This window comes from Faecalibacterium sp. Marseille-Q4137 (genome assembly GCF_017377535.1).
In the GTDB taxonomy this organism is placed as follows: Bacteria; Bacillota; Clostridia; order Oscillospirales; family Ruminococcaceae; genus Faecalibacterium; species Faecalibacterium duncaniae.
This window is the reverse complement of sequence record NZ_JAFREK010000040.1, coordinates 1-25,773: the sequence shown is the minus strand read 5'-3', so window position 1 is coordinate 25,773 and position 25,773 is coordinate 1. Positions and strand designations below refer to the sequence as shown.

Below are 25,773 nucleotides of genomic sequence, written 5' to 3'. Positions count from 1 at the left end.
ATTCTATCAGAATCATTCATTTTCTTCAAGCGTTCTCATCAAAAAAGCGGCCTGCCCTCTCCGGCAGGCCGCTTTGCGTTCAATCCGTATCGTTTTCGGTACCGGCCCCACCGGTCGGCGGCTCCGTCTGCGCGGCAGACGGTGTGGTACCGGCAGAAGGGGTCGTGGTCTCGGGCGGGGTGGCGGGCACCTCGGCCTCGACCTCTGCCGCCATATAGACGATGATGGTCGAGCCGACCTCCACCATGGCACCGGGCTCCTCGCTGCAATAGGCCACACAGCCCGAAACATAGGAGCCATCGTTATAAATGGGATAGAAGCTCGCATTCAGCCCCACTTGCGCCAGCTGCTGCTCCGCGCCGTCCCGGGTAAAGCCTGCCACGTTGGGCATCTCCACCATCTGCGGGCCGCGGCTGACCACCAGATCGATGGTGCTGCCCTCTTCGATGACCTCTCCGGCTTCAGGGGTCTGACGGATGATCTTGCCCTTTTCCACGGTATCACTGTATTCCATGGTCACATAGAACAGGTAATCCCCGGCATAGCTGTGGTTGTTGCGCACCTGCGAATCGTAGTCCATCCCCACAAAATCCGGGGCCAGATTCACCGGCTCTGTCACCAGTGAACTGGCCGGTTCGGAGGCCGGGGTGGATTCCGCAGGCTTTGCGGTGTGCAGCCCCTGATTTACCAGCCCCCACACGATGAGCAATGTCAGGATGGCCAGCAGGATCAGGATGGCCGCCAGCAGGTTGCGCAGGCTGAGGATATGCTTTTTCCGTTCCTCTTCCTCGGTGGACTGAGGGCGCGGCGCGGCCTGCTGCAGGGTCTGGGTAAGCTCCGTGGTATACTCCTGGCTGCTCAGTGCCTGGAACAGCTGGGGCACGGTCTGGATGCGCTCGGCAGGACTGAGCTGCAGGCCCATCCAGAGCACATCCGAAACATACTCCGGCACCGCCCGTTCCAGCGTGCGGGCGCGGGGGTTGGAGTCCGACACCAGCCGCTGTGCCGCAGGAACAGGACTCTGCCCGCAGACCATCCGGTAGACCACGGCGGCAAGGCTGTATTCATCGGTGTAACGGCCCTCAAATTCGGTGGTGGAATACTGCTCCGGTGCCGAGTAGCCCTCGTACAGCTGCTCGTGCAGGCCGCTGCCCGCCGTGCGCAGCCCCACGGTGGCGTAGCCCGTCAGGCGTGCCCGGCCGTTTTCCAGCACCCGGATGTTTTCCGGGCAGATGCCCCGGTGCACCAGCCCCACCTGATGCATGGCCGCCACGCCGTCAAACACAGGCTGCAGCATATTGCGGGCCGTCTCAGCTGAAACCGGGCTGGGACGCTCATCCAGCCACTGCTGCAGCGGGATGCCGCCGGGATTCTCCATCACGGCGTAGACGGTGTTGTTCTCCTCGAACACGTCCAGCACAGCCTCCAGACCGTTTGCGGGGGTGATGCGCTGGATGGAGCGGTAGAGATCGGCAAAGTCCATCCGGGTGGTCTTGAACAGCACCTCGCTGCCCAGCTTGGGCCGGAGCAGCGCGTCCGTGCCCCGCTCCGCCGACAGCGTCAGGGGCATATACTCCTTGATGGTCACCCGGAACCGCCCGACGTTCTCCACGCCCCGGTACAGGATGCCCTCGCCGTCGATGCTCTGCATCTCGCCCACGGTATACCGCCCGGCCAGCAGCGTGCCCACCGGCAGGCTGCCCGCCGGGTTGCGCCCGGCCAGTACCCCGCCGCAATGCGGGCACACCGACACCCGGTTCTCCAGCTCGCCCATGCAGTACGGGCAAATGCGTTTTGCTTCCATGTGCGCCACCTCGTTTCTTCGTGGTCTGTTTCAAATCATTTTACCATATTTGCCCCCGCCGCGCAATCCGCAAAGCAAAAAAGCGCTGCCCTCTGAGTTTTTTCACAGGGGGCAGCGCTTTGATTTTCTATTACAGAGTCAGCAGGCGCAGATACACCTTATTCCGGCAGGTCCTCTTCGTTCTCCAGGCTGTGCCAGACGTTCTGGACATCGTCGTTGTCCTCCAGGGCATCCAGCAGCTTGCCCATTGCCTTGAGCTGATCGGGGTCGGTCAGGCGGGTGGTGGTCATGGGGACCATGGCCAGGTCGTCGCTCAGGATCTCGTAGCCCTTCTCTTCCATGGCCTTGACCACAGCGGAGTAGTTCTCGGGATCGGTGGTGATCTCAGCAGCCTCTTCGCCTGCATCAAAGTCCTCGGCACCGGCATCCAGAGCATCCATCATGGCCTCGTCGGCATCCTTATCCTCCAGAGAGATGTCAATGACACCCTTCTGGCTGAACAGGAAGGCCACACAGCCCATAGCGCCCAGGTTGCCGCCGTTCTTGTCGAAGTAGTGGCGCAGGTCGGCAGCGGTACGGTTGCGGTTGTCGGTCAGGGTCTCGACCATGACAGCAACGCCGCCGGGGCCGTAGCCCTCGTAGGTGATGGCCTCGAACTCGGTCTTGTCACCGCCCTCAGCCTTCTTGATGATGCGCTGGATGTTATCGTTGGGCACGCTCATGCGCTTTGCCTTGGCGATCAGGTCTGCCAGCTTGCTGTTGGAAGCCGGGTTGGGGCCGCCGTCACGGACGGCAACGCTGATCTCGCGGCCGATCTTGGTAAAGACCTTTGCTCTTGCACCATCGGTCTTTTCCTTCTTGCGCTTAATGTTGTTCCATTTGCTATGTCCAGACATGGGAACCTCCTAAAGTTTTATCGAAATCTCCGCCTGCGGGCAGACGGGCTGTGGTCGCCCGCTTGTGGCAGCACACAAAATCTAACTCTATTATTGTAGCACAATCACGAATCCCATTCAAGGGCTCCGGGCGTGTTTTCGCTTGTTCGTGTTGGAAAACCGGCTTTTCAGGCCGGTTTACAGCAACCGCAGGGCCTTGGGGTAATGGTTTTTGACCCGTCCGCCCGACACCTTGCCGCCGCCCATGGGGCAGCCATCCACGGTCACGCAGCACCAGCCATCGGCGGCAGTGTCCGCGGCGATCTCACGGCCGGAAAGGTACTCCGTTACCCGCGGGTCGGCAAGGGTCAGTGCTTCGCGGTTGGTGCAGAGCGCGCCGAATGCCGTGAACAGGTGGTGCTCCGGCACGAAACGGCCCTTCTGCACGCTGCCCACGAACACCCCCGCCCGCAGGACATGCAGTCCCGTCTGCGGGAAGGGCACGGGCAGCAGAACGCTGCCGCCATGCACCACGGCAGGGCGGTCCGCCAGCGCCGGGAAATACTGCCGGGCAAACTCCTGCCATGCAGCAAGGCTCTGGGCCGGGGTGGCCTCCCCTGCCCCGGCATCCCGGCTGCGGGCGCTGCGGCCCTGCACCGCCTCCCGCAGGGCACGGCTGTTCTCCCGGCGGGCGCTGCGGGCATCCGGGGCCTTGGCAGGCTTGCCGCCCTTGCTTCCCTTCTGCTTTTTGCTCTGCTCTGCGGCAGCAGCCAGCCAGAGCTCTTCCTCTGCCGTATAGGTTCCGGGGGCAGGCAGCGGCCGCGGCGTGCCAGCCTTGACCAGACGGGCAATAAAATGCCCCTCGCCGCCCTGACAGGGCCAGATCCGGCGCACCTTGCTCACATCCAACGGCAGGCCGCCGGTGCGGTTTGCCTCACCCGGGCTGCCAAAGCTGTAATCCACATTGCCGAACACATCGGCCAGCGTGAACTCCGGGTGGCGCTGCAAAAACGCCGCCACCTGTCCCTCGTCCTCTTCCGGGGCAAAGGTGCAGGTGGAATAGATCATCTCGCCGCCGGGGGCCAGGCAGACCGCCGCATTGTCCAGGATCTGTGCCCCCAGTGCGGCGCACTGCTTTACCAGCGCTTCACAGTGCTGGGTCACAGCCACGGCTTCCTTGCGGAACATTCCCTCGCCGGAGCAGGGCGCATCCACGAGAACACGGTCAAAAAACTCCGGCAGAGCGGCGGCAATGCGGCCAGTGTCCTCGTTCAGCACCACAGCGTTGGGCACGCCCATCCGCTCCAGATTGCTCCGGAGCACCTCGGCGCGAGCGGCAACGAACTCGTTGCTTACCAGCAGCCCCTGCCCGCCCAGCGCTGCCGCCAGCTGGCTGCTCTTGCCGCCGGGGGCCGCGCAGGTATCCAGCACCCGCATCCCGGGCCGGACCCCCAGCAGGGGCGCGGCACTGGAAGCGGAAGGCTCCTGCGAGTAGAACACGCCCGCATGGTGGTAGGGGTGCCGCCCGGGCTTGAAGGCGGGGTCCTGCACCACAAAGCCCGCCTTGCAGAAGGGCGAGGGCTCCACCGGAAAATCTGCCTGCGCGGCAAACTGCTCCGGCGCAGCACGCAGGGCCGAGACCGTCACGCCCCGGGCAGCAGTCTCCTGCGGGGCGGCATAGAGAGCATCGAACCGGTCGCCCAGCAGAGCGCGCTCCCGGCGCTCAAAATATTCCGTAGGCATGAAAGCTTATCCTCCCATGAATAAAGCCGCCGTTCGCGGCAAAACTAAGGCTGTGAGGGAAAGCCCCCTCACGAAAGGAGTAACGAACCATGAAGGACCACAGCGAGAATCGCACCGAAAACCGCACGAACAACTGCAAGAACCAGAGCCAGAACCGCACCACCAATCAGACCACCAACGAGCACAAGCACCCCAACCAGTATACCAAGGGTGCTGACGACGAGGGTGCCAAGAACAAGAAGTAACACCGCATAAGAAAGCCCGCTGCCTTCCCTGCACTGTTTTCCAGTGCGGAAAGCAGCGGGCTTTCGCGTTTTATTTCTGGTTCGGGTCAAACTGCTGCCACAGGGCATCGAACAGCTCTTCCACACGGGTCATCTGCCCGGTGAGGTAAAGCCAGCCCAGCAGGCACTCAAAGCCGGTGGAAGCGCGGTATTCCTCGGGGGAAGCGTGCTTGGCCACACTGGCCTTGCTGGCGTTGCGGCCCCGCTTGAACACAGCCAGCTCTTCCTCTGTGAAGAGCGGTTCCAGCAGCTGCTCCTCCCGGAACTGTGCCCGGGCCGAGACATACTTGACCTTTTCCACATTGAGCTTGCCTGCGGACATCCGGTGGTGCCGTGCCAGACGGGTGCGCACCAGCAGTTCCAGCACGCTGTCTCCCACAAAGGCCAGCGCCAGCGGGTTCAGCTCACGGGGGTCGATGGTTTCTTCCTGCATTGTTGTAATCCTCGCCCTCTCCGTCATTGCTTACGCAATGCCACCTCTCCCAAAGGGGAGAGGCACTTGCAGCTTTCAGACATGATTCAGCAAAACAGAAGCTGCGAACCTGTCAGATGCGTTGGCTCCCCCTTCGGGGGAGCTGGCGAGCGCAGCGAGACTGAGAGGGTCGTCTCCTTTTTAGAAGATATAATCGAACTGATATTCACCAATGAGGATGGTGTCGTTCTCCTGCACGCCCTTTTCCACCAGTTCGGTCAGGATGCCGCTCTCGTCCAGCTGACGCTGGAAATACTGCAGGCTCTCGTAGTCATCCACATTGCTGCCGGCCAGGATATACTCCAGCCAGGGCGCGTCGATGCTCCACACATGGGCCTCTATCCGCTGGATGGTATAAGCACGGTCGTTGGCCTTGGGCTCGGGCTTCTTGTACTCGGGGGTGAACACAGGCACCGGCGGGATATCCTTCAGGCGGTTATAGACCAGGCCCGGCAGCTCCCGCACGCCCTGCATGGTGGCGGCAGAGATGGGCACAAAGGTCAGGCCCTTGCCCTCCACATAGCTGCGGAAGCTCTCGATCTGCTCCTCGGTGGCCAGGTCGCACTTGTTGCCCACCACGATCTGGGGGCGCTGTGCCAGCTCGGGGCTGAACTTTGCCAGCTCCTCGTTGATCTTTTCAAAGTCCTCCACCGGCTCACGGCACTCGCTGCCGGAGACATCCACCACATGCAGCAGCAGGCGGCAGCGCTCCACATGGCGCAGGAAGTCGTGGCCCAGACCAATGCCCTCGCTGGCACCCTCGATCAGGCCGGGGATGTCGGCACAGACAAAGCTGGCACCCTCACCCACCGACACGACACCCAGGGTGGGCACCAGCGTGGTGAAGTGATAGTTCGCGATCTTGGGCTTGGCCGCGCTGATGGTAGAGATGAGGGTGGACTTGCCCACATTGGGGAAGCCGATCAGGCCCACATCAGCGATCAGCTTCAGCTCCAGCGTCACCTGGATGTCCTCGCCGGGCATACCGGGCTTGGCAAACTTGGGGATCTGGCGGGTAGGCGTTGCAAAATGTGCGTTGCCGTAGCCGCCGCGGCCGCCCTTTGCGATGGTGACGGGGGTGTGGTCGGACAGGTCCGCGATGACCAGCCCGCTCTCCGCGTCCTTGATCACGGTGCCCAGCGGCACCTTGATGATGAGGTTCTCGGCATTCTTGCCGTGGCAGAGGCTTGCGCCGCCCTTGCCGCCCTCGGGGGCAGTGTACTTGCGCTTGTAGCGGAAGTCCATCAGGGTGGAAAGATGATCGTCCACCACAAAGATGATATCACCGCCGCGGCCGCCATCACCGCCGTCCGGGCCGCCAGCGGCCACGAACTTCTCACGATGGAAGCTCACTGCGCCATCGCCGCCCTTGCCCGCATGGAGCCAGATGGTGGCGATATCGATAAAATTGGTTTGTGCTGCCATACAGCCCCTCCTATTCTTCAAAAGCCTTTTACCTATATTCAGCTCCCCTACTAGGGGCAACGGCAACGACCACCGCCAGTGGCGGATTAAGGGAGTTGTTGTTGGGGCCGCGGCCAGCAAGATGCGAGTGTCAACCTTGACACGAAGCAGATGCTGGGAGCCGCAACTCGTAGCTGGCCGCGCCAAAGCGCGGACTGAGAGGTTTGATTTCCAAACGGAAAAGGCTTTTTCGTTACCTAAAAAGAGCCGGGCCACGAGGGTCCGGCTCTTCGGGTTGCAGTTTTTCAGGCAGAAGTTACTGCTTCACGCTGCACTTCTTGCCGCTCTTGCCCACGCGCTCAAAACGGACAGTGCCGTCAACCAGAGCAAACAGGGTGTCATCGCTGCCCTTGCCAACGTTCTCACCCGGCATGATGTGGGTGCCACGCTGACGAACCAGGATGTTGCCGGCCAGAACGAACTGACCGTCTGCACGCTTGGTGCCCAGACGCTGTGCTGCGGAATCGCGGCCGTTCTTGGTGCTGCCTACGCCCTTTTTATGTGCCATTGTAATTTACCTCCTTAGCCGTTGATCGCAGTGATCTCAACCTTGGTGTAGGGCTGACGATGGCCCATGCGGCGAGCACTGTGCTTCTTTGCGCGATAGGTGATGATGTTCAGCTTCTTGCCCTTGCCATTCTTGATGACCTTGGCAGAAACGGAAGCGCCCTCAACAACGGGAGCGCCAACCTTGACAGAACCCTCCTCGCCAATAGCGAGAACCTGATCAAACTTCACTTCGGAGTCGGCCTCAACGTCCAGCTTTTCGATGTAGACGATGTCGCCCTGCTCCACGCGGTACTGCTTACCGCCGGTAACAATGATTGCGTACATTTGTTTCATTCCTTTTCGTTGTACTCGCTGGTCGTAAAGGCAGGCCCTCACGGGGCCGTTTCCGGTGCCCACACCATGCGGCTAGAATATTATAGCAGAAAAAAGTCCGCTTTGCAAGGGCTTTTTGCACTTTACTCCGGATTTTTTTCGTTCTTTTCCGGGTGTTCGCGCCGGTCCAGCGCTTCCTTTACGGTTTCATTCCACGCTGCCGTTTTCTCAACGAACTCCGCGCGGGATGCAGAGGCCGGCAGAGCAGCGTCCATCCCCGCAAAAGTGGTGGGGCCGTCCAGCTTTTTCATCCGTGCCCGGTTCTCACTGTTCAGGGGCAGCTCTACCATCAGGGGCTTGTCCCTGAACTTCTTTGTCAGGAGGATCTCGGCGATCACGCCGCCCACAACGGCAATGCCTGCCACCAGCTGGGACACCCGCAGGCCGATGCTGGGCACCAGCAGCAGGCTGTCGGTGCGGAGGGCTTCGATCCAGAAACGGCCCGCGCCGTACCAGATGAGGTACCGCAGAGCGATATCTCCTGCGAACCTGCGCTTTTTGAGGTAGCGCACCAGCAGAAACAGGCCCACAAAGCACCAGATGCTCTCATATAAGAAGGTGGGATGCACCGGCAGGTTCGGGTCGATGGTCACGCCTTTGGGCACCGTGACCACGCTGCTCGTCAGGTAATCGTGGGTCGCCTGGCTGTACATGCCCCAAGGCAGAGTGGTGTTGCAGCCAAAGGCCTCCTGATTGAAGAAGTTGCCCCAGCGGCCGCAGCCCTGCCCGATGAGGAAGCCCATGGCCGCCAGATCGAACATGGGCAGCACGGGAACTTTCCGCCACTTACAGGCCAGCCCGCCGAACAGAAAGGCTCCGATGATGCCGCCGTAAATGGCAAGACCGCCATCCCGGATGGCCAGTACATCTTTCAGGCTGTGGTACTGATAGGGCGAAAGGGCCACATAGTAGAGCCGGGCACACAGGATCCCCATGACCACACCGATGAGGATGACATCCACCATGGCATCGGCATCCACACCAAACTCCACACTGTGCCGGAAGGCGAACACCAGCGCCAGGCACATGCCCACGGCAATGCAGACACCGTACCAGTAAATGTTCATGCCTCCGATGGAAAAGGCTACGCGGTCAAGCTCAAAGCTCAGCCCCAACCCCGGAAACTGCACCAGATTCGTCATTCTTCCATCTCCTCCTCATCGTCCGGCTCTTCCCCGGCCGTGCCGTCGGGCTGGATGTACATCACAGCCATCCGCTCCTCGCTCAGGATCTTCTGCAGCGCCGCGTCGGCATCCTCTGCCGTCAGCGCCGCCAGCGTGGCGATCTGCTGGGCCACGGTCTGGCCGCTGAGGGCAAAATCTGCCATCTGGCTGGCCGAGTCCTCCACGTTCTCCAGATTTTCGATCAGCTGGCCGTATTTTTCATTCTTGCACAGGGTAAAGATCTCCCGGTCCACACCCTCAGCACGGATGCGCCGGATCTCCTCCAGCAGCAGCTGCTTCACGGTGTCGGGCACATCGCTCTCGCCGGTGAACAGGATGCAGCAGCAACCGTCCACCCGGAGCACCTCCCCGCCAAAGCCAGGGTTGGTCAGGCCCTCATCATAGAGCTTCCGGTAGAGCCTCGACATGCCGCCGGAGATGCAGCAGAGGATGAGGTCATACAGGATCTCGCTGCGCAGGTCGTCATGCTGCAGCGGCTGCTCCTTGAAGCCGATGCCGAAGCAGGGCTTGGACACCGGCATTGTAATGGTCTTTTCGGCAGCGGCCAGCGTCATGGGTTCCTCTGTCCAGAGCCGCTGCACCCGCTCCACCGGGCGTGCTTCCATCAGGCCGTGGCGCGCACAGGCCGCCAGGATCTGTTCCATGCTGGTGCTGCCTGCGGCGGCCAGCACCATGTTGTTGGGGGCATAGAACGCCTTGCAGCAGTCGTACAGCATCTCCGGCGTGATCTCTGCAATGCTTTCCACCGTGCCCGCAATGTCGCTGCGGATGGGGTGGCTGTGATACAGGCACTCGCACAGGCCGGTGATGAGCCGCCAGTCGGCGCTGTCATCATACATTTTGATCTCCTGCCCGATGATGCCCTGCTCCTTGGCGATGGTCTGCTCAGTAAAGTAGGGACGGCCCACCATGCCCAGCAGCACATCCAGGCTTTCGTCCAGCTGCTCGGTGGCGGTAAACAGGTAACAGGTGCGGTCAAAGCTGGTAAAGGCATTGGCGTTGGCACCGGTCTTGGCGAACTTTGCAAAGGCATCGCCGTCCTCATCCTCAAACATCTTGTGTTCCAGAAAATGCGCCACCCCGGCGGGCAGGTGCACTTCCCTGCCGTCCACCCGGAAATCCCGGTCGATGGAGCCAAAGCGGGTGGCATAGATGACATGAGTGCCGGAATAGCCCGGCATGGGCCGCACCAGCACCGTCAGGCCCGAGGGCAGCACCTTCCACTCATCGGCGGCAGCCTCGGTCAGGGCACGATTCGTGTTCTGTTCAGGCATGGGCGCTCTCCTCCTCTCGGGTCAGAAGATAGCTGACTGAAAGGGTCAGCTGCCGCAGGACGGTGCGGACATCCTCCTCGGTCACAGCCTGCAGGGCCGCGCGGGCATCGTCCGGGGTCTGCACCGGGCCGCCCCGCAGCACCTCCATGTAATACCAGGTCTCAATGCCGCCCAGCGTATCCTCAATGCCCGCCATCCCGCTCAGCAGGGAGCGGCGGCAGTCCTCAAGCTCCTCAGCCGTGATGGGGCCGCTGCGCAGGTCATCCAGCTCCTTCAGGATCGCTTTTTCGGCCCGGGCCGCGTCGGCGTGCTCCACGCCGCTGTTCACAGCCATGCTTCCGGTAAAGCTCTGGAAGCTGGACGAGCAGTAATAGCACAGATGATCCCGTTCCCGCACGTTCAGGAACAGGCGGCTGGTCACACTGCCGCCATACAGCGCCATGGCAAGCCGCACCGCCGCCATCTGGTCGGGGCGCATGGGCACGCCCAGCGTGAACAGCATGCAGAGCTTGGCCTGCACTGTGTCAAAGCATTCCACCCTGCGCACGGCATCCTGCCGGGGCATGGCAAGGTTCTCGCACAATGGTAGCGGGGCCCGCCCGATGTGGGAAAGCTCTTCCAGCAGGGCCTGCTTCACCTGCTCGGTCTCCGCTTCCCCGCAGCCCAGCACCAGCAGCTCGATGCTGGCGGTGCGGAGCATCTCACGGTAAGCCTCTGTCAGCGTCTCCGGGGTCAGGCCGTCCACCTCGTCCAGATAGCCCTCCTGCCGGATACCGGCGGGGCTGCTCCCAAAGAACTCCCGGTTGGCCTGCCGCTGGCAGTAGATGCGCTTTTCGTTGATCTCATCCTCCAGCGCCTTTTTCAGCATCTGCTTTTCGATGGCGACCGCCTCCGGGTCAAACACACCGCCCACAAAATAGGGATGGAACGCTGTGCCCAGCGCCAGCGCGGCATACTCCCGGGTCAGGGCCTCGCCCTCCAGTGCAAAGCGGTCCTTGATGCCGGTCACACTGACGCAGAGGTTGTGGTTTGCACCCAGCGGGCGGGCATCCACGGTCAGGTCCGCGCCGTACAGCCGGGCAAGCTTTTTGGTCATCTGGGTCATATCCGGGCAATCCGCATAGCCCCGCTCCATCAACAGAGGCAGCAGAGCGTGAGCGGTTGCCGTCTCCCGCCGTGCCGGAAACGCAAAGTGGATGCTGATCCGGCAGCGGTTGAATTTCTGCGCCGGGTCCCAGGAAAGATGGACCCCGGGCGCGATCTCGGTTCGTCTCAACAGTCGTTCTCCTTTTTTGTTACAGCTTTGTGCGCTCCAGCGCAAGGAACTCCTCCAGCGAGAGTCCGGACGCGCGGATGGCGAGGGCATTTTCCACCCCCACATAGCGCCAGTGCCAGGGCTCGTATACCATGCCGGTGGCGGCCTGCCGCTCCTCCGGCCAGCGGAGGACAAAACCATACTCCGCAGCGTAGGCGGTCAGCCACTCGTAGGCGCGAGTATCGGCAAAGCAGGTGGTCTTTTCAGTGCAGTCCGGGCTGAGAATGTCCGCCGCATAGCCGGTGGCCTGCTCGCTGGCATTGGCCGGAGGGCAGACGCTGGCGGCATAGGCCGCTGCCTCCTCTTCGGAGAGCCCCTTTTCCAGATACACCTGCTTCCGGGCATCAAAGGCCGCTTCCCGTGCGGAAACATCCTGATAGCCCGTCACCAGTTCCAGCGTGATGCCGTCTGCCGCCGCAGCTGCCGCCATGGCGCGGTACTGCTCTGCGGCTTCCGCTTCCAGCTGCTGGCCCGTGGCATCATCCGCCGCCGCAAGGGCCGGGGCAGGCTCTGCGTCCAGCGGCAGATTCCCGTTCACCAGCACCAGCCGGGCATCGGCAAGGTTCAGCTGGTATTCGGTGCCATCGTAATTTCTGGCCACAAAGGCCTCCGGCCCCGCGATCAGGGCGTGGGCCTTGGGCAGCAGCCATAAAATGCCGCTGGTCATCAGGGCAACAGCCGCGCCGCAGGCCGCCAGAAACACGGCCCAGTTCCGTGCCAGACGCAGGCAGCGCCGGATCCTCCACTCCCGCCGGGTCATCCGCCGCCGGGGCGCTTGCTTGTTTTGGTTCATCGATATCGGTTCCCTTCTCACATCATTTCGCAATGCACAGCCGCACAATTACATTATTTTATTATACACTTCTTTCGCCGAGGTGTAAACGGAAAGGGATGTTAAAAAATTGTGTCTTTCAAAAAAGGGAGTTCCGTTACGGACGAACGTCCGAACAGAACTCCCTTTGGGGTTTATAAAAATCCCGCGTTAAAGCGCTTTCCTCAATTCAGAATTTTCCCGCCAATGGAGAGGGTGACCGGCTACCGTGGCAGAGGGCTCGTTCAGGACAGCTTGATCTTCAGATCTGCCAGCAGATTCACGGCCTCCGGCAGCGAAAATTTTGCATCTTTCAGCGGAAAAGATACCAGGAAACAAAAATGGCCCCGGAGGGCTTGTTGCAGCTCTCCGGGGCCACTTTATGTGCGTGTGTGACTTGGCGCACACGACCGGCGTTTTACTCGATCTCGATCAGGTTCGGGTTCTCAGGCAAAGCCTTCGTCTGCTGAGGAGCAGGCAGCTCGATGTGCAGGACACCATCCTCGAACTTTGCGTGGATGTCTTCCTTCTTCACATCGCCCACGTAGAAACTGCGTGCGCAGGTGCCGGAGAAGGTCTCGCGCCGCACATAGCGACCCTTCTGATCCTTTTCGTCATTGCTGTGGCTGCGCACTGCCTGAATGGTCAGGTAGCCGTCGTTCAGATCCATCTGAACGTCTTCCTTCTTGCAGCCCGGCAGATCAACCGCTACTTCGTAGCCGTTGTCCGTCTGTTTGACATCGGTCTTCATCATGTTTGCACCGCGCTTACCAAAGGTATCACGAGCCTCACGGTTCATCATACGTTCCAGTGCAGCGTCATTCCAGAACGGATCGAAGAAATCATCGAACAGGTTTTCATGGAAAACAGTCGGCATAAGCATAAATCATTCCTCCAATCCCGGCGTTCGGGTCGGGGCAAAAAATCTGAAGCGTCCACTCGGAAAGGCTTTCCGGGGAGCCTTGCGGCTCTCCTTTTGCCCTTCCTCCTGAGCACGCCACTGTTATAGCACCATGCGTTAGCAGTGTCAATAGTGGAGCGCTAATATTCATGAAAAAATAACACTTTTGCAACAATTTCTTGGTTCTGGCTCTCTCCGCTTTCCCCTTTGGGGCGGGCTGCCACGCCTTTTTTCGTTGCCGCCTGATTTGGCACTTTTCAACGGTCCCGTTCCGTGTTACAATAAGAAAAAACGAAACCGGGTGATTTTTTTGGAATTTTATGGTACCATCGGCCCCGCCTGTGCCCAGCTGGAGACCTTGCAGCGCATGGTGGAAGCTGGCATGACGGGCATCCGCATGAACCTTTCCCACGGGCCCCTTTCGGCCCACAAAGACTGGCTGGATATCATCCACGCCGTGGGCATCCCCCAGCTGCTCATCGACCTGCAGGGGCCGGAGCTGCGCATTGGCACGCTGCCCCAGCCCCTTGTGCTGGAACCGGGCCAGAGCCTCCGGCTGGGGCAAGGAGGTGTCCCCTGCCCGGCGGCGCTGGTGCATGCAGCCCGGCCGGGCCAGAACCTCCTGCTGGACGACGGCAGGCTCCTTGTGCAGGTGGCCGAAGCCGATGGCGCTGCCCTGCAGTGTACTGTGATACGGGGCGGCACCCTGCAAAGCCGCAAAAGCCTTGCGGCACCGGGGCTGACGGTGGCCTCCCCCACGTTGACGGAGGAGGACCTGCAAAACCTGCAGCTGGCGGGAGCCTGCGGCGTTACCGGGGTGATGCTGCCCTTCGTGCGGGGGGCTGAGGACATCCGCACCCTGCGCCGGGCGCTGGAACAGGCCGGGGCCGGGCAGATCCGCATTTTTGCCAAGATCGAGAGCCTTGCGGGGGTACAGGCCCTGCCGGAGTTCCTGCCCCTTGTGGATGAAGTGGTCATTGCCCGCGGGGACCTTGGCAACGCCATGCCCCTGTGGGAGCTGCCCCGGTGCCAGAAACAGCTTTCGGCAGTCTGCCGGTCTGCCGGGGTGCCCTTTATGGTGGTGACCCAGATGCTGGACAGTATGTGCAGCCGGGCGGTCCCCACCCGCGCCGAGGTCAGCGACATCTATAACGCCGTGGCAGACGGCGCTTCCAGCGTGATGCTCACCGGGGAGACCGCCGCCGGGCAGTACCCGGTGGAGGCCATGGAGTATCTTGTGCGCACTGCCCGCACCGCCTTGGAATAACCCAAAGTCAAAGACACTCGGTCGATCTGTGTTGCCGCATTTAGTCCAGAATTTTTCCGTCAATGGAAATGGTGACCACCTGCCACGGAATGAACTTTCCGCTGGCTTGAAGTGCCTTTTTCGCTGCCATCTCCAAGCCGCCGCAGCAGGGCACCTCCATGCGGAGGATGGTCACGCTCTGGATGTCGTTGCTGCGCAGGATCTCGGTGAGCTTTTCGCTGTAATCCACAGCGTCCAGCTTCGGGCAGCCGATGAGAGTCACTTTGCCGCGCATAAACTCCTGATGGAAATTGGCGTAGGCGTATGCCGTGCAGTCCGCTGCAATCAGTAGCTTTGCGCCCTCAAAGTAGGGCGCATGGATGGGTGCCAGCTTGATCTGCACCGGCCAGTTGCGGAGGCGGGAGACCGGCTGCACGGGGGCAGAAGCTGCGCTTTCGGCGGCCTCCGGCTGTTCCAGCATCCGCATCCGGGAGCCGGGGCAGCCGCCCTCGTGGAGGTGCTTCATCTTCTCCTGCAATTCCTTCTTCTTTTTGTTTTCCTGCACCGCCGCCTCGTCGTAGGCAGGGGCTTCCCGCTCTTCAAAGGTAATGGCTCCGGTGGGACAGCCCGGCAGGCAGTCGCCAAAGCCATCGCAGAAATTCTCCCGCACCAGCTTTGCTTTGCCGTTGATAATATCAATGGCTCCCTCGTGGCAGGCGGTTGCGCACAAACCGCAGCCGTTGCATTTTTCTTCGTCAATATGGATGATCTTCCGAATCATATCGATACTCTCCTGTTGTGGGTGTTTTTTGCATTTGCATCTTTATTATAGTATACTAAAGACAACTTGTATGTTTGAATTCCAACAAGGAGGGCTTTTATGCAAAAATATCTGCCTGTTCTGCGGAACTGCCCCTTTTTTACCGGGCTTACCGACGATGAGATCCTGTCCATCCTGCACTGTGTCAGTGCAGCGAAGATCACCCGGCCCCGGGGCTCCTACATTTTCCGTGCCGGAGATTCCACGGAGGTCATGGGGCTTATGTTGTCCGGCTCCACCCTTGTGATACAGGAGGATCTTTGGGGACACCGCAATATCCTGTCCAAGTGCAATACCGGAGACTTTTTCGGGGAGCCTTACGCCGCCACCCCCGGTGCCATCCTGAACATCAGCGTGGTAGCAGAGGAGGATTGCGAAATTCTGCTGTTGAACGTCAAGCGGCTGCTCACCTCCTGCCCCACCGCCTGCGACCATCACCAGAAACTCATCCGCAATCTGGTCAGCGTTCTGGCAAACAAAATACTGCTTTTTAACGATAAGATCACCCATGTCAGCAAGCGAACCACCCGGGAAAAGCTGCTGTCCTACCTGTCTGCCGAATCCATCCGGCAGTCCTCCCTTTCCTTTGACATTCCCTTTGACCGTCAACAGCTGGCGGATTTTCTCTGCGTGGAGCGTGCCGCCATGTCGGTGGAGCTTTCCAAGCTGCAAAGGGAAGGGCTGCTGGTCACCAAGCGGAACCATTTTGAGCTGTTGACCCGTTGACCGCTCCATGCGCCGCCCGCAGGCGGCACCCTTTATTCTCCCGGTGATTCTTGAAGCCAGCCTTTGCGCAGCTGTTCCAATGCGTGGGTCTCGAGCCTTGAGACATAACTTCTGCTGATCTGGAGCAGCTGTGCCGTTTCCAGCTGGGTCAGGGGCGGCTGACCCGCCAGCCCGTACCGCAGCAGGATCAGCTTGCGCTCCCGGGCGGGATGTCTTTCAATATGACTGCTATGATAGCATGAATCCTGTGCTCTTATCAGAAAAACAAGGAACCACCATCCTGCTCCAACTGCACGTCTCCATTCAGCAAAACGGAGAGCGGCTTTTATACCGTTCTCCTCTATTTGTTCTTATTTTATCTGCGGTGTATCCTTTCGCTGCCGAGTGGATCTCAGATATTCCAGCAGCGTCCGGCTCACCACCGAGCTGGCAGTTTTGGAAAACGCCAGCCCCAATGTCCGGCAGCAGGCAGGCTCCAGCGGGCGGGACACCACACCGGGGCAGCCAAATGCCTGCATCACCAGCTCCTGTGAGATGGTCACGCCCAGCCCGCTGCGCACGAACGCCATGATGAGGGTATCGTCCCGGAAGCTGTAAGAAATATTCGGCTTCACCGGGCATTTGAGCATCAGGTGCTGGATGTCATTATCACAGCCGGGCGTTTCAATGATGAGCGGATACTGAAACAGCTGCGACAGCGTTACGCTGGGTCGTGCAGCCAGTGGATGCCCCTCCGGGAACACGGCACACAACGGGTCGTCCCAGAGCGGGTAGAATTTCAGGTCGTCTGCCACAATGGATGAGAGGAAACCGCAATCCACCTGCCCATGGATGATCCATTCCCGGATCTCATCATAGTTGCCGTCCAGGATCTCTATACTCACCTTCGGGTAGTTCTCCTTGAAATAGTGCACCACTTCCGGCATCCAGAGCGTTGTGATGCTGGAAAAGCTGCCCACCCGCAGCTTGCCCTCCACCTTGTGGTTGATATTGAACGCCGCCTGCCGCAGCCGGTTCTTCTGGTTGGCCAGTTCCCGGACGTAGGGCAAAAGACGTGTCCCGTTGTCGGTCAGGGTCACGCCTCGGTTGATGCGGGCGAACAGCTTCACGCCCAGTTCTTCTTCCAACCCCGCCATCATCTGGCTGATGCCGGATTGGGTATAGTTCAGTGCCTCCGCTGCTTTGGAAAAACTGCCCGTTTCGCACACTTTCAAGAATATCTCGTATCGGTCTTTCTGTTCCCGCATCTCAAGCGCTCCATAAGTAAAATTTATAGGTCATAGTAATTTTATTCGGTTTACTGATATGATACTCCATGTTATCCTATATTACAATAGGAAATACGGATAGGAGTTTCAGAATCATGGAAAAGAAAGCAAGCAGTTTCTCCGGACAAATCGGATTTGTCCTTGCTGCCGCCGGAAGTGCGGTGGGTGTCGGCAACCTGTGGCGGTTCCCGTACCTTGCCGCAAAAGATGGCGGCGGTTTGTTTTTGCTGGTGTATCTGGTGCTGGTGCTGACCTTCGGTTTCACGCTGCTCACCTCGGATATCGCCATTGGCCGCCGCACCAAGCAGAGTGCCATCCGCGCCTACGAGAGCATGCGCCCCAAGTGGAAATTCCTCGGCATCCTGACCTTTCTGGTGCCAGTTCTGATTATGACCTACTATGCCGTCATCGGCGGGTGGGTCACGAAATATGCGGCAGTCTACCTGACCGGACAGTCTGCTGCCGCTGCTGAGGACGGTTATTTTACCAGCTTCATCACCTCGCCGGTCTCCCCTGTGGTGTTCGCTCTGCTGTTCATGGGCGTGACTGCTTTCATCGTGTACAACGGCGTGGAGGGAGGCATTGAGCGGGTGTCCCGCTACATGATGCCCATTCTGCTGGTACTGGTGGTGGTGATTGCGGGTTACGCCCTCACCCTGCGCCACGAGGACGCCTCCGGCCAGATGCGCACCGGTCTGGAGGGTCTGCGTTACTACCTGACCCCGCACATGGAAGGGCTGACCGTCAGCCGCTTTTTGCAGATTTTGCTGGATGCCATGAGCCAGCTGTTCTTCTCCCTCAGCGTGTCCATGGGCATTATGATCACCTACGGTTCCTACGTCAAACCGGAAGTAGACCTGAACAAAGCGGTGAATCAGATTGAGATCTTCGATACCGGCGTAGCCCTGCTGGCCGGTGCCATGATCATCCCCGCCGTGTATGTTTTCTCTGGCACCGAGGGCATGAGCGCAGGCCCCAGCCTGATGTTCGTCTCGCTGCCCAAGGTATTCAACGCCATGGGCAAGGCGGGCGTGTTCGTGGGCATCCTGTTCTTTGTCACTGCCATTTTTGCCACCCTGACCTCCTGCATCTCGGTGCTGGAATCCATCACCGCCAACTGCATGGAGATCTTCCACTCGGGCCGCAAAAAGACGGTGCTTGTGCTGGCGGTCATCTATCTGGCCGCTTCCGCCATCATTGCGCTGGGTTACAGCATCTTCTATTTTGAAGTACAGCTCCCCAACGGATCGGTGGGTCAGCTGTTGGATATCATGGACTATGTCAGCAACAGTGTTATGATGCCTTTCATTGCCCTGCTGTCCACCATCCTGATTGGCTGGGTCATGACACCGGATTATGTCATTGACGAGATGCAGCGCAACGGCGAGACCTTCCGCCGCAAGAAACTCTACCGGGTGATGATCCGATACGTTGCTCCGGTGATGATGCTGGTGCTGTTTTTGCAGTCCACCGGGATCCTTGCTTAAGCCGAAAAGCCCCCGTTGGCTTTTGGGAAACCGGACGAGCAGAATCTGTAAACAATGTGTCAGTGCCCTATAACAGCCTGATCGTGGATCTGATCCACGCCATTGAGGGTGCGTATAAGTATCGGAAAGACTGATGATACCAGTTTTATCGGATGGTTCTGCGGAGCCATCCGTTTTTTCTTATTCAGATCGCATTTTTTCTGTTTTCTCTTGACGATGCCCCGCCAATGGAGTAGGATGGTGCTGCAAAAACGAATTGCAAAAGAGGAGATCCAAATGCAAATCAGCCTTTTATTGATGCAGCAGATCGCGCAGCTATTTCTGATTCTGCTGATGGGATATGCCGTTGTAAAAACCGGCTTGTTGAAGGCATTGGACAGTAAGGTGCTGTCTGTGGTCTTTGTCTATCTGGTCATGCCCTGTGTCGTTCTGAACGCCTTTCAGATCAAGGATACACCGGAGATCCGCACCGGGCTGCTTTATTCCATGGGCATCGCCGTTGGAATGCACGTTGTATTTCTGCTTCTGAATGCGCTGTTCCGCAAAGCTCTCAAGCTGGACGCCGTGGAGCAGGTCAATATCATTTACAGCAATGCCGCCGCGCTGGTCATTCCTATTGTACAGGCCCTGCTGGGGGAGGAATATGTTGTCTACTCCTGCGCCTTTGTCATTGTACAGCTGGTGCTGCTCTGGACCCATGCCAGTGCCTGCTTGCAGGGGTCTGGCCGGCTGGAATGGCGCAAGCTCCTTACCAATGTCAATCTGATCGCCATTGCAGCCGGTGCTCTGCTGTACCTGCTGCACATCTCGCTGCCTGCCCCGATCACCAGCACACTGAGCAGTGTCGGCAATATGATCGGCCCCATGGGAATGCTGCTGGCAGGCATGGCCATTGCGGAAGTGCCCCTGAAAAAGGTTTTCTGCACCCCGCGCAACTATCTACCGGTATTTCTGCGTCTGCTGGGTGTTCCGCTGGTCATCGTTCTGCTGCTTTGGGTAGTTCACGCATCCCTTTGGATCCCGGACGGCAAGCCCATCCTGATGACGGTTTACCTTTCTGCCATTACCCCCGCCTGTGCAACGGTCACCTCCATGGCACAGCTCTATGACCGGGATGCTTCTCATTCCAGCGCGATCTATGTCCTGAGCACGCTGCTTTCCATCCTGACCATGCCGCTGATGATCGGGTTGTTTGAACTGTTGCTCTGAAATACGAAAAAAGGCCGTCCGGCACCGTAGCAGGGCAGCCTTTACAACTACAAGGATGTGTCTCTATGAAACTACTCAAACAATTCATTCAGCAGGAAACGGTCCTCACCGCAGCCGCTGTGCTGGCCGTCGTCTCCGCCTTCTTTGTTCCGCCGGATGTGCAGTATCTCGGCTACATCGACCTGCGCACGCTGGCGATCCTGTTTTCCCTGATGACGGTCATGGCCGGACTGCGGCGGCAGGGCTTTTTTGATGGACTGGGCCGGGCATTGCTGTCCCGCACCCACAGCACCTTTCAGCTGACACTGGTACTGGTCGGGCTGTGCTTTTTTGGAAGCATGTTCATCACCAACGATGTTTCCCTGCTGACCTTCGTTCCCTTTACGTTCGTGGTCCTGAGCCGTCTGGGAGCGGATGTCCGCCGTTCCCTTCTGGTCCCGGTGGTCTGTATGCAGACCATTGCAGCAAACCTTGGCAGTATGCTGACCCCCATCGGCAACCCGCAGAACCTCTATCTTTACGGAAAAAGCGGCATGAGCATCGGGGGCTTCGTTCTTCTTATGCTGCCCTACACCCTAGTCTCTCTGCTCCTGCTGCTGGCTTGGGCAGCGCTGGTCTGCCGGAAAGCCTCTGCCGCCCTCTCCGTGGATGAGCTTGTTTCTTCCTCTGCGTCTCAGGGGGATCAGAAGATCATCCTGCTGTATCTGGTTCTGTTTGCCGTTTGCCTGCTGTCCGTGATCCGGGTGCTGCCCTATGGCATCGCCTTTGCCGCTGTACTCGTCTGCGTTCTTTTTGCAGACCCGCACACCTTACGGGCAGTGGACTATTCCCTGCTTTTGACCTTTGTGGCTTTTTTCATCTTCATTGGCAATCTGGGGCGCATTCCGGCCTTTTCTGGCTGGCTGCAGGAGTTTCTGACCGGTCGGGAAGTGCTGGTGGCGGTCCTTGCTTCGCAGGTCACCAGTAATGTTCCCGCCGCCCTGCTGCTGTCCGGGTTCACGGCAGAGACACAAGCCCTCATCATCGGCACCAATCTGGGAGGTCTTGGCACTTTGATCGCATCCATGGCCAGCCTTATCTCCTACCGGCAGATTGCACGGGAGCTGCCACAGGGGAAGAAGCAGTATTTCGGGCTGTTCACCCTGTCCAACCTGATTTTCCTTGCGATCCTGCTGGGTGTGTGGTTTTTGCTCCGCTGAGCGTGGCAGATGACTTATGGATTTTCTATACCCTTTTTGTACCCGCAGTCGCAGTAGGGTCCGCCGGAGGCAAGGGTGTACTGCCGCACAAAGTTCGTCACACCGCCTGCTTCGCTCATGGTGTAGTCCAGACGGCACAGGGCGGGGGCCAGGTCGTACAGACCCAGCTCCTTCATCAGCACACACATCCCAAAGGGCATCCCTGCGTATTTCATTGTCTGTCTCCAAATCCGATCTTCACGATCTGCATTTGCATCCCGTTGTCCCCGACCCTTGCAAGAAACCGGAAAAAGCCGCTGACAGAAGGATCTTTCAAATCGTTGTACCCCAGCATATAGCCCCGGCTGGACACTTGCAAACGGCTGTCCCATGGGGAAAGCTCACTTTTCGCATCCGAAACCGCGAAATATGCTCCCACATCCTTGATTTTCGCCGTCCTGAGCCACGTTTTGGCGATCATCTTCACCGCCGTACGGTTGGCAGCATCAAAGACCAGCACTCCGCCGGGGAAAGCCTCCGCCATCCCCTGCACCAGATCCCGGACCTGCTGGGTCAGGAAGTAATAGAACACCCCGGAGGCAAAGAACACCGCCCCGCCGGAGGCATCGATCTTGTCAAACCATGCGGGGTCTTTCAGGTCACAGGGGATGTTTTGCTCCCGCTCCCCGGCGGGCAGCAGCTGCTGCCGCAAGGCGATCACATCCGGGAAATCCAGATTGTAGATCTTGCATCTGCCGTTGTCGCAGGCTCTGCCGGTGTTATCCAGCCCGCAGCCCAGATTGACCACTGCCGCACAGGGGTGGTTTTTCAGGTACGCCCGCACCTCATAGGCAAGGTCATTCTGCCGCATGGCCACCTCCAGCGCACCGAAACGCTGCATCAGGCTGCGAGAATTTTTCTCTGCCTCTGAAAAGTCGTAGTCGATTTCATCGATCAGGCGCACCGCTGTTTCGTCCCGATAAAGGTTTGGATACAGCTCTGTGCACAGCTTCCGGGAATACAGTGGGAGAATCAGCGTCTCCTGCACGGTGTTTTTCTCGATTTTGTATTTCATAGGTTCCTTCCTGTTCTCCTCATTCTGCTTTCCGGCAGGCAAACCATGCCATGCTCTTCACTGTTCCAAGTGTTACGGTTGCACTACTTCACCGCTTTTGCGCCGTAACGCACAGCCAGCCCTTTTTATTTTTGTGACTTTGGATCTGACAGAATCCTGCTTGTTCCAGATACTCTTTCAGTGCAGTATCCGTATAGATGGTCATCCCATTGATAATTTGTGTCCATCTGTCGTCTTTTGTTGTTTCGCCGTTCGCTTCGTTACAGATGAAAAAGACCCCGCCTGGCTTCAGCACTCGATAAACCTCTCTGAAATTCTGTGCAAGCTCCGGCCAGAAGTAGACTGTTTCAAAAGCGGTCACCACATCAAACTGCTCCGCTTCAAACGGCAGCTCTGCCACACTTGCCTGTTGCACGGTACACCGTCCTGCCGCAATGGCTCTGGCATTGACTTTTCGCGCTTTTTCCACGCTGACGGCTGAGTAGTCGATGCCCTGCACCTTGCCGTTGGGGCACAGTTTTAACAGCGTTTTCATGTTCGCTCCACCGCCGCAGCCGCAGTCCAGCACCATAGCATCCGGGGCAGGCTGCAAAAAACGCAGCCCCCACGCTGCCATTGCGCTGTGGCCAAAGTTCATCATGGAAACCATGATCTTCCCGCCAAGACCTACGGGCTTGCGGGTGTTTTCAAAAAAGGACATAACACCACTCTCTTTCTATTTACAGTTCACAATGCAATGCTTTTCACGCAGTTCCTTGCGCTGTAGTTAGGTAAAGCTAACTTTTTTATTCTATAAAAAGCCGCATCTCAGCGGCCCTTCTGCTAAAATAATACGCCCTGCCGTCTCCTCTGTCAAGAAGTTTATGCATTTTCGGAGATTCCAAAAGAGATTTCGTTTTCAAGACCCCCAGCCGTCACCCCAGTGCCACATCCAGCACCATCATCACGCTGAAGCCCACCGCGAAAAATACCGTGCCAACGTTGGAGTGTTGTCCCTGCGACATTTCCGGGATCAGTTCCTCCACCACCACATACAGCATGGCTCCGGCGGCAAAGCTGAGCAGATAGGGCAACGCGGGCACCACGATGCCTGCCGCCAGAATCGTCAGCACTGCCCCGATGGGCTCTACGAGGCCGGACAGCACGCCGCCCCAGAACGCCCGGCCTTTTTTCATTCCTTCCGCCCGCAGGGGCATGGAGATGATGGCCCCCTCCGGGAAGTTCTGGATGGCTATGCCAAGGGAAAGTGCCAGCGCCCCGGCGGCGGTGATCTGAGCAGTTCCGGCAAGATACCCGGCGTAGACCACGCCCACTGCCATACCCTCCGGGATGTTGTGCAGCGTCACCGCCAGAACCATCATGGTGGTGCGCTGGAGCTGGCTTTTTGGCCCTTCGGCCTGCAAACTGTTCTGGTGCAGATGCGGGATGAGATGGTCCAGCAGCAGCAAAAACAAGATACCCAGCCAGAAACCCACCACTGCCGGGAAAAACGCCAGTCCGCCCAGATCCGCGGCCTGCTCCATGGCCGGGATCAGCAAGCTCCATACCGATGCCGCCACCATCACTCCGGCGGCAAAGCCGGTGAGGGCGCGCTGGATGCCGTCACGCAGAGAGTTTTTCAAAAAGAACACACAGCCCGCCCCAAGACTTGTGCCCAGAAAGGGGATCAATATCCCCCAGAATGCATCTTGTATCATGTAGTACCTCCTTACGGTTAAATATAACTAACTGCACAAGCAGTATACTGCGCTCCGGCAAAAAGGTCAAGGGCTTTGCGGTATAGAGGATGCAGATCGTTTCCTGCATCGAAAAATTCACCTCTGCAAACTTGCCGGTTTCTACTTGACAACGCCCGGTGGGAGTGCTATTTTTACTTCATGAATTTGTTTTGCCTAACCATCTGAGGCGCTTTGCCTCTGCATTTTTTTGCATCAATTGTTAGGTAAAGCTAACTGTTTTTTCAAAACTGAGATAGAGGTGTGTTACCATGAGATTGAAAAAAGTATTTGCAGGTGCACTTGCGGCCGCTATGCTGGTATGCGCTGTGGCAGTCCCGGCCTTCGCTGCGGAAGAGGTGGAACAGGAAAACTGCCTGACCTCCAGCTATGTCCAGATGAACATCCCCTACGCCGACTTCTACAAGGCTGCCGGTGTGGACAACGCATCTGAGATCGACGCTGTGACCAGCGCCACCAAGAACAAGACCCGTTCAGGCAAGCTTGCCGCCGGTTCCTACCATGTCAACGCCGACGGCACCGACATCACCGGTGTTTCCTTCCCGGTCAAGGTACTGACCCCGTGGGCGCTGGAGAACGCAAAGCAGGTCACCGATGCCGACAGCTACGACATTACCGTTACCCTGAAGGGCAAGGAATCCACCACCACCTACACCGGCGCAGATGCCCTGTTTGAGAACGAGAGCTACGCTTACTACAAGCTCAGTGAGACCCCTGCCTACTACATCACCGCATGGTATAACCTGCTGAGCGGCAAGTGGGAGTTTGGCAAGGTCAACGCCACCGAGACCACCGTAGAGGGCGCCACTGTGGAGCTGAATACCAACGGTCACCACACCACCTACGAAATGAAGATCTCCGGTTTTGATCTGGACTACAAGGCCAACAAGGTCTACGGCGTAGTTCTGACCACCGCCGATGGCAGTGAGTACGGCCTGCATCATGTGACCAACATCTGGCATGGTACCAAGCTGGGCTTCAATGCCGATGATCCTTACTTTGCATCCATCATCGGCAAGACGATTACTCAGATCACCTTCTACGCCGCCGACGGCGTGTATGTCCTGCCGGTCAATGTGGCGCTGTGAATACACGGAAAACTGCCTGATTTATTGTAAAATATAACACAAAAGGGTCCATCCAACTGCGGGATGGACCCTTTTTATTCGCCTTCCGGTTCTTTGCAGACATCCACCCAGCCCTCGGCTCCGGCGGCTGCTTCCAGCTCCTGCAAGGTCAACTTGACGGCGGTGTGACCATTGCCCGCTGCCGGGTAGACGGTATCAAACTTGCGCAGGCTCTCATCCAGATAGACCGCCACGCCCTCGTTCACTCCAAAGGGGCACACACCGTCGGGTGCATGACCCACATAGGCCTCCACCTCATCGTAGGGGATCATTTTGGCCTTGATGTGGAACAGGCTCTTGTACTTGTGGTTGTCCAGCTTTGCCGTGCCCTCGGTGACGATGAGCACCGGCTTTTCGCCCTGCAGAACCGACAGCGTTTTGGCGATGCTGGCAGGCATGAAATCATTGAACGGTATCGCCCCGGCGAAGACGACCCCCATTTGAAAGTGTTGCAAGCCGCCCATATCAGTGATGATGAATATTTCAGCCACATGGTTCTGGATGACCTCAGCCTCATTATCCGGGATATTCGAGAAGCCCATAAAAAGGACAGTGAGAGTACACCCCAGACCGCTGTTGCATGGTTTGTTGGCTTCCATGTAGCAGCGGTTCGTGCTGTGGTTATTCAGTTGATATTGTATAAAGCGATAAACTGTAAGCTATCAATCGCCACTTAGGCGTGTTTTCCCAATAACAATGTAAAACAACGGTATCATTATAATCATTGCTACTATGATATGTACATATATGAAACTTTGTGTTCCTGTAACAAGAAACAAACTTGTTATTGTATAATTCCATAACCAATGAAATCCTGTGGGCATCCAAATACTCTTTGTAGTGTAAAACATTTCATTGGCAAATATTCCATATAGAAAAGGAAAAATAAACA

27 protein-coding genes and 2 pseudogenes are annotated in these 25,773 nt (G+C 58.3%); 8 read left to right on the top strand and 21 right to left on the bottom strand.

Features of this window, described 5'->3' with window-relative positions; genetic code table 11:
• Positions 1–79 precede the first annotated feature (79 nt).
• The 3 genes from J3353_RS13235 to J3353_RS13225 all read right to left on the bottom strand — a co-directional run bounded on the left by J3353_RS13235 (position 80) and on the right by J3353_RS13225 (position 4,422).
• A complete protein-coding gene (locus tag J3353_RS13235; protein WP_207685030.1) occupies positions 80–1,804 on the bottom strand; it encodes a PASTA domain-containing protein in 1,725 nt (574 codons plus the stop codon).
• Between the two features lie 158 nt (positions 1,805–1,962).
• Entirely contained in the window at positions 1,963–2,700 is a 738-nt protein-coding gene (locus J3353_RS13230; RefSeq protein WP_005933929.1) for a YebC/PmpR family DNA-binding transcriptional regulator, read from the bottom strand.
• 177 nt (positions 2,701–2,877) lie between these two features.
• Positions 2,878–4,422, bottom strand: coding sequence for an RsmB/NOP family class I SAM-dependent RNA methyltransferase (locus tag J3353_RS13225; RefSeq protein WP_207685029.1), 1,545 nt, complete (start codon positions 4,420–4,422; stop codon positions 2,878–2,880).
• 89 nt (positions 4,423–4,511) lie between these two features.
• Here J3353_RS13225 and J3353_RS13220 point away from each other — a divergent pair, with 89 nt between their 5' ends.
• A complete protein-coding gene (locus tag J3353_RS13220) occupies positions 4,512–4,667 on the top strand; it encodes a hypothetical protein (RefSeq protein WP_005933941.1) in 156 nt (51 codons plus the stop codon).
• Positions 4,668–4,737: 70 nt separating this feature from the next.
• Here J3353_RS13220 and J3353_RS13215 read toward each other — a convergent pair whose 3' ends face one another.
• The 9 genes from J3353_RS13215 to J3353_RS13175 form a co-directional block, all read right to left on the bottom strand.
• Positions 4,738–5,139 (bottom strand): Mini-ribonuclease 3, encoded by a 402-nt coding sequence (locus J3353_RS13215; RefSeq protein ID WP_207685028.1) that lies wholly within the window; start codon positions 5,137–5,139, stop codon positions 4,738–4,740.
• Between the two features lie 180 nt (positions 5,140–5,319).
• Positions 5,320–6,603: a GTPase ObgE gene (gene obgE, locus J3353_RS13210; RefSeq protein ID WP_207685027.1), complete on the bottom strand. Its 1,284-nt coding sequence runs from the start codon at positions 6,601–6,603 to the stop codon at positions 5,320–5,322.
• A 295-nt stretch (positions 6,604–6,898) separates the two neighbouring features.
• Positions 6,899–7,150 (bottom strand): 50S ribosomal protein L27, encoded by a 252-nt coding sequence (gene rpmA, locus J3353_RS13205; protein ID WP_005923362.1) that lies wholly within the window; start codon positions 7,148–7,150, stop codon positions 6,899–6,901.
• Positions 7,151–7,164: 14 nt separating this feature from the next.
• Positions 7,165–7,476, bottom strand: a complete 312-nt coding sequence (gene rplU / locus J3353_RS13200; RefSeq protein ID WP_035394408.1) for a 50S ribosomal protein L21 — start codon at positions 7,474–7,476, stop codon at positions 7,165–7,167.
• Positions 7,477–7,607: 131 nt separating this feature from the next.
• Complete coding sequence (gene lgt / locus J3353_RS13195) at positions 7,608–8,666, bottom strand: prolipoprotein diacylglyceryl transferase (RefSeq protein ID WP_207685026.1); 1,059 nt, start codon at positions 8,664–8,666, stop codon at positions 7,608–7,610.
• Complete coding sequence (gene yfmH, locus J3353_RS13190; RefSeq protein WP_005933954.1) at positions 8,663–9,982, bottom strand: EF-P 5-aminopentanol modification-associated protein YfmH; 1,320 nt, start codon at positions 9,980–9,982, stop codon at positions 8,663–8,665. Before yfmH ends, lgt begins: the two co-directional genes overlap by 4 nt.
• Entirely contained in the window at positions 9,975–11,258 is a 1,284-nt protein-coding gene (locus J3353_RS13185; protein ID WP_005933958.1) for a pitrilysin family protein, read from the bottom strand. The genes yfmH and J3353_RS13185 overlap by 8 nt, the downstream gene beginning before the upstream one ends.
• 19 nt (positions 11,259–11,277) lie before the next feature.
• On the bottom strand, positions 11,278–12,090 hold the full coding sequence (locus J3353_RS13180; protein ID WP_207685025.1) for a D-alanyl-D-alanine carboxypeptidase family protein: 813 nt from the start codon (positions 12,088–12,090) through the stop codon (positions 11,278–11,280).
• 436 nt (positions 12,091–12,526) lie between these two features.
• Positions 12,527–12,991, bottom strand: coding sequence for an Hsp20/alpha crystallin family protein (locus J3353_RS13175; protein ID WP_156066183.1), 465 nt, complete (start codon positions 12,989–12,991; stop codon positions 12,527–12,529).
• Positions 12,992–13,319: 328 nt separating this feature from the next.
• On the opposite strand from J3353_RS13175, the gene J3353_RS13170 reads away from it, so the two are divergent.
• Positions 13,320–14,276, top strand: a complete 957-nt coding sequence (locus J3353_RS13170) for a pyruvate kinase (RefSeq protein WP_156066185.1) — start codon at positions 13,320–13,322, stop codon at positions 14,274–14,276.
• A gap of 40 nt (positions 14,277–14,316) precedes the next feature.
• Here J3353_RS13170 and J3353_RS13165 read toward each other — a convergent pair whose 3' ends face one another.
• A complete protein-coding gene (locus tag J3353_RS13165; RefSeq protein ID WP_156061399.1) occupies positions 14,317–15,036 on the bottom strand; it encodes an ATP-binding protein in 720 nt (239 codons plus the stop codon).
• Between the two features lie 99 nt (positions 15,037–15,135).
• On the opposite strand from J3353_RS13165, the gene J3353_RS13160 reads away from it, so the two are divergent.
• Positions 15,136–15,801, top strand: coding sequence for a Crp/Fnr family transcriptional regulator (locus tag J3353_RS13160; protein ID WP_156066187.1), 666 nt, complete (start codon positions 15,136–15,138; stop codon positions 15,799–15,801).
• A gap of 32 nt (positions 15,802–15,833) precedes the next feature.
• On the opposite strand, the gene J3353_RS16510 is transcribed toward J3353_RS13160, so the two are convergent.
• Both J3353_RS16510 and J3353_RS13150 read right to left on the bottom strand, forming a co-directional pair.
• Positions 15,834–16,022: a sigma factor-like helix-turn-helix DNA-binding protein gene (locus J3353_RS16510; protein ID WP_279237274.1), complete on the bottom strand. Its 189-nt coding sequence runs from the start codon at positions 16,020–16,022 to the stop codon at positions 15,834–15,836.
• A gap of 129 nt (positions 16,023–16,151) precedes the next feature.
• A complete protein-coding gene (locus J3353_RS13150) occupies positions 16,152–17,048 on the bottom strand; it encodes a LysR family transcriptional regulator (RefSeq protein WP_156066188.1) in 897 nt (298 codons plus the stop codon).
• A 116-nt stretch (positions 17,049–17,164) separates the two neighbouring features.
• Here J3353_RS13150 and J3353_RS13145 point away from each other — a divergent pair, with 116 nt between their 5' ends.
• From J3353_RS13145 to J3353_RS13135, 3 genes are all read left to right on the top strand, one after another.
• Positions 17,165–18,556, top strand: coding sequence for a sodium-dependent transporter (locus J3353_RS13145; protein ID WP_207685024.1), 1,392 nt, complete (start codon positions 17,165–17,167; stop codon positions 18,554–18,556).
• 276 nt (positions 18,557–18,832) lie between these two features.
• Complete coding sequence (locus tag J3353_RS13140) at positions 18,833–19,765, top strand: AEC family transporter (RefSeq protein WP_207685023.1); 933 nt, start codon at positions 18,833–18,835, stop codon at positions 19,763–19,765.
• A gap of 65 nt (positions 19,766–19,830) precedes the next feature.
• Positions 19,831–20,964, top strand: a complete 1,134-nt coding sequence (locus J3353_RS13135; protein ID WP_207685022.1) for an SLC13 family permease — start codon at positions 19,831–19,833, stop codon at positions 20,962–20,964.
• Positions 20,965–20,978: 14 nt separating this feature from the next.
• Here J3353_RS13135 and J3353_RS13130 read toward each other — a convergent pair.
• From J3353_RS13130 to J3353_RS13115, 4 genes and pseudogenes are all read right to left on the bottom strand, one after another.
• A pseudogene (locus tag J3353_RS13130) lies at positions 20,979–21,155 on the bottom strand (L-2-amino-thiazoline-4-carboxylic acid hydrolase); the annotation flags it as partial.
• Positions 21,156–21,175: 20 nt separating this feature from the next.
• Positions 21,176–22,018, bottom strand: coding sequence for a class I SAM-dependent methyltransferase (locus J3353_RS13125; protein WP_207685021.1), 843 nt, complete (start codon positions 22,016–22,018; stop codon positions 21,176–21,178).
• Positions 22,019–22,106: 88 nt separating this feature from the next.
• Positions 22,107–22,718, bottom strand: coding sequence for a class I SAM-dependent methyltransferase (locus tag J3353_RS13120; RefSeq protein WP_207685020.1), 612 nt, complete (start codon positions 22,716–22,718; stop codon positions 22,107–22,109).
• A 214-nt stretch (positions 22,719–22,932) separates the two neighbouring features.
• Positions 22,933–23,715, bottom strand: a complete 783-nt coding sequence (locus J3353_RS13115; RefSeq protein ID WP_207685019.1) for a ZIP family metal transporter — start codon at positions 23,713–23,715, stop codon at positions 22,933–22,935.
• A 290-nt stretch (positions 23,716–24,005) separates the two neighbouring features.
• Between J3353_RS13115 and J3353_RS13110 the strand changes: the two genes are divergently transcribed.
• Complete coding sequence (locus J3353_RS13110; RefSeq protein WP_207685018.1) at positions 24,006–24,842, top strand: hypothetical protein; 837 nt, start codon at positions 24,006–24,008, stop codon at positions 24,840–24,842.
• Between the two features lie 74 nt (positions 24,843–24,916).
• On the opposite strand, the gene J3353_RS13105 is transcribed toward J3353_RS13110, so the two are convergent.
• Complete coding sequence (locus tag J3353_RS13105; RefSeq protein ID WP_370569210.1) at positions 24,917–25,279, bottom strand: YbaK/EbsC family protein; 363 nt, start codon at positions 25,277–25,279, stop codon at positions 24,917–24,919.
• Here J3353_RS13105 and J3353_RS13100 point away from each other — a divergent pair.
• A pseudogene (locus J3353_RS13100) lies at positions 25,265–25,462 on the top strand (transcriptional regulator); the annotation flags it as partial. The gene J3353_RS13105 and the pseudogene J3353_RS13100 overlap by 15 nt on opposite strands.
• 81 nt (positions 25,463–25,543) lie before the next feature.
• On the opposite strand, the gene J3353_RS13095 reads toward J3353_RS13100, so the two are convergent.
• Positions 25,544–25,773, bottom strand: a 230-nt coding sequence (locus J3353_RS13095; protein WP_370569209.1) for a type II CAAX prenyl endopeptidase Rce1 family protein, incomplete at its 5' end; no start/stop codon positions are given.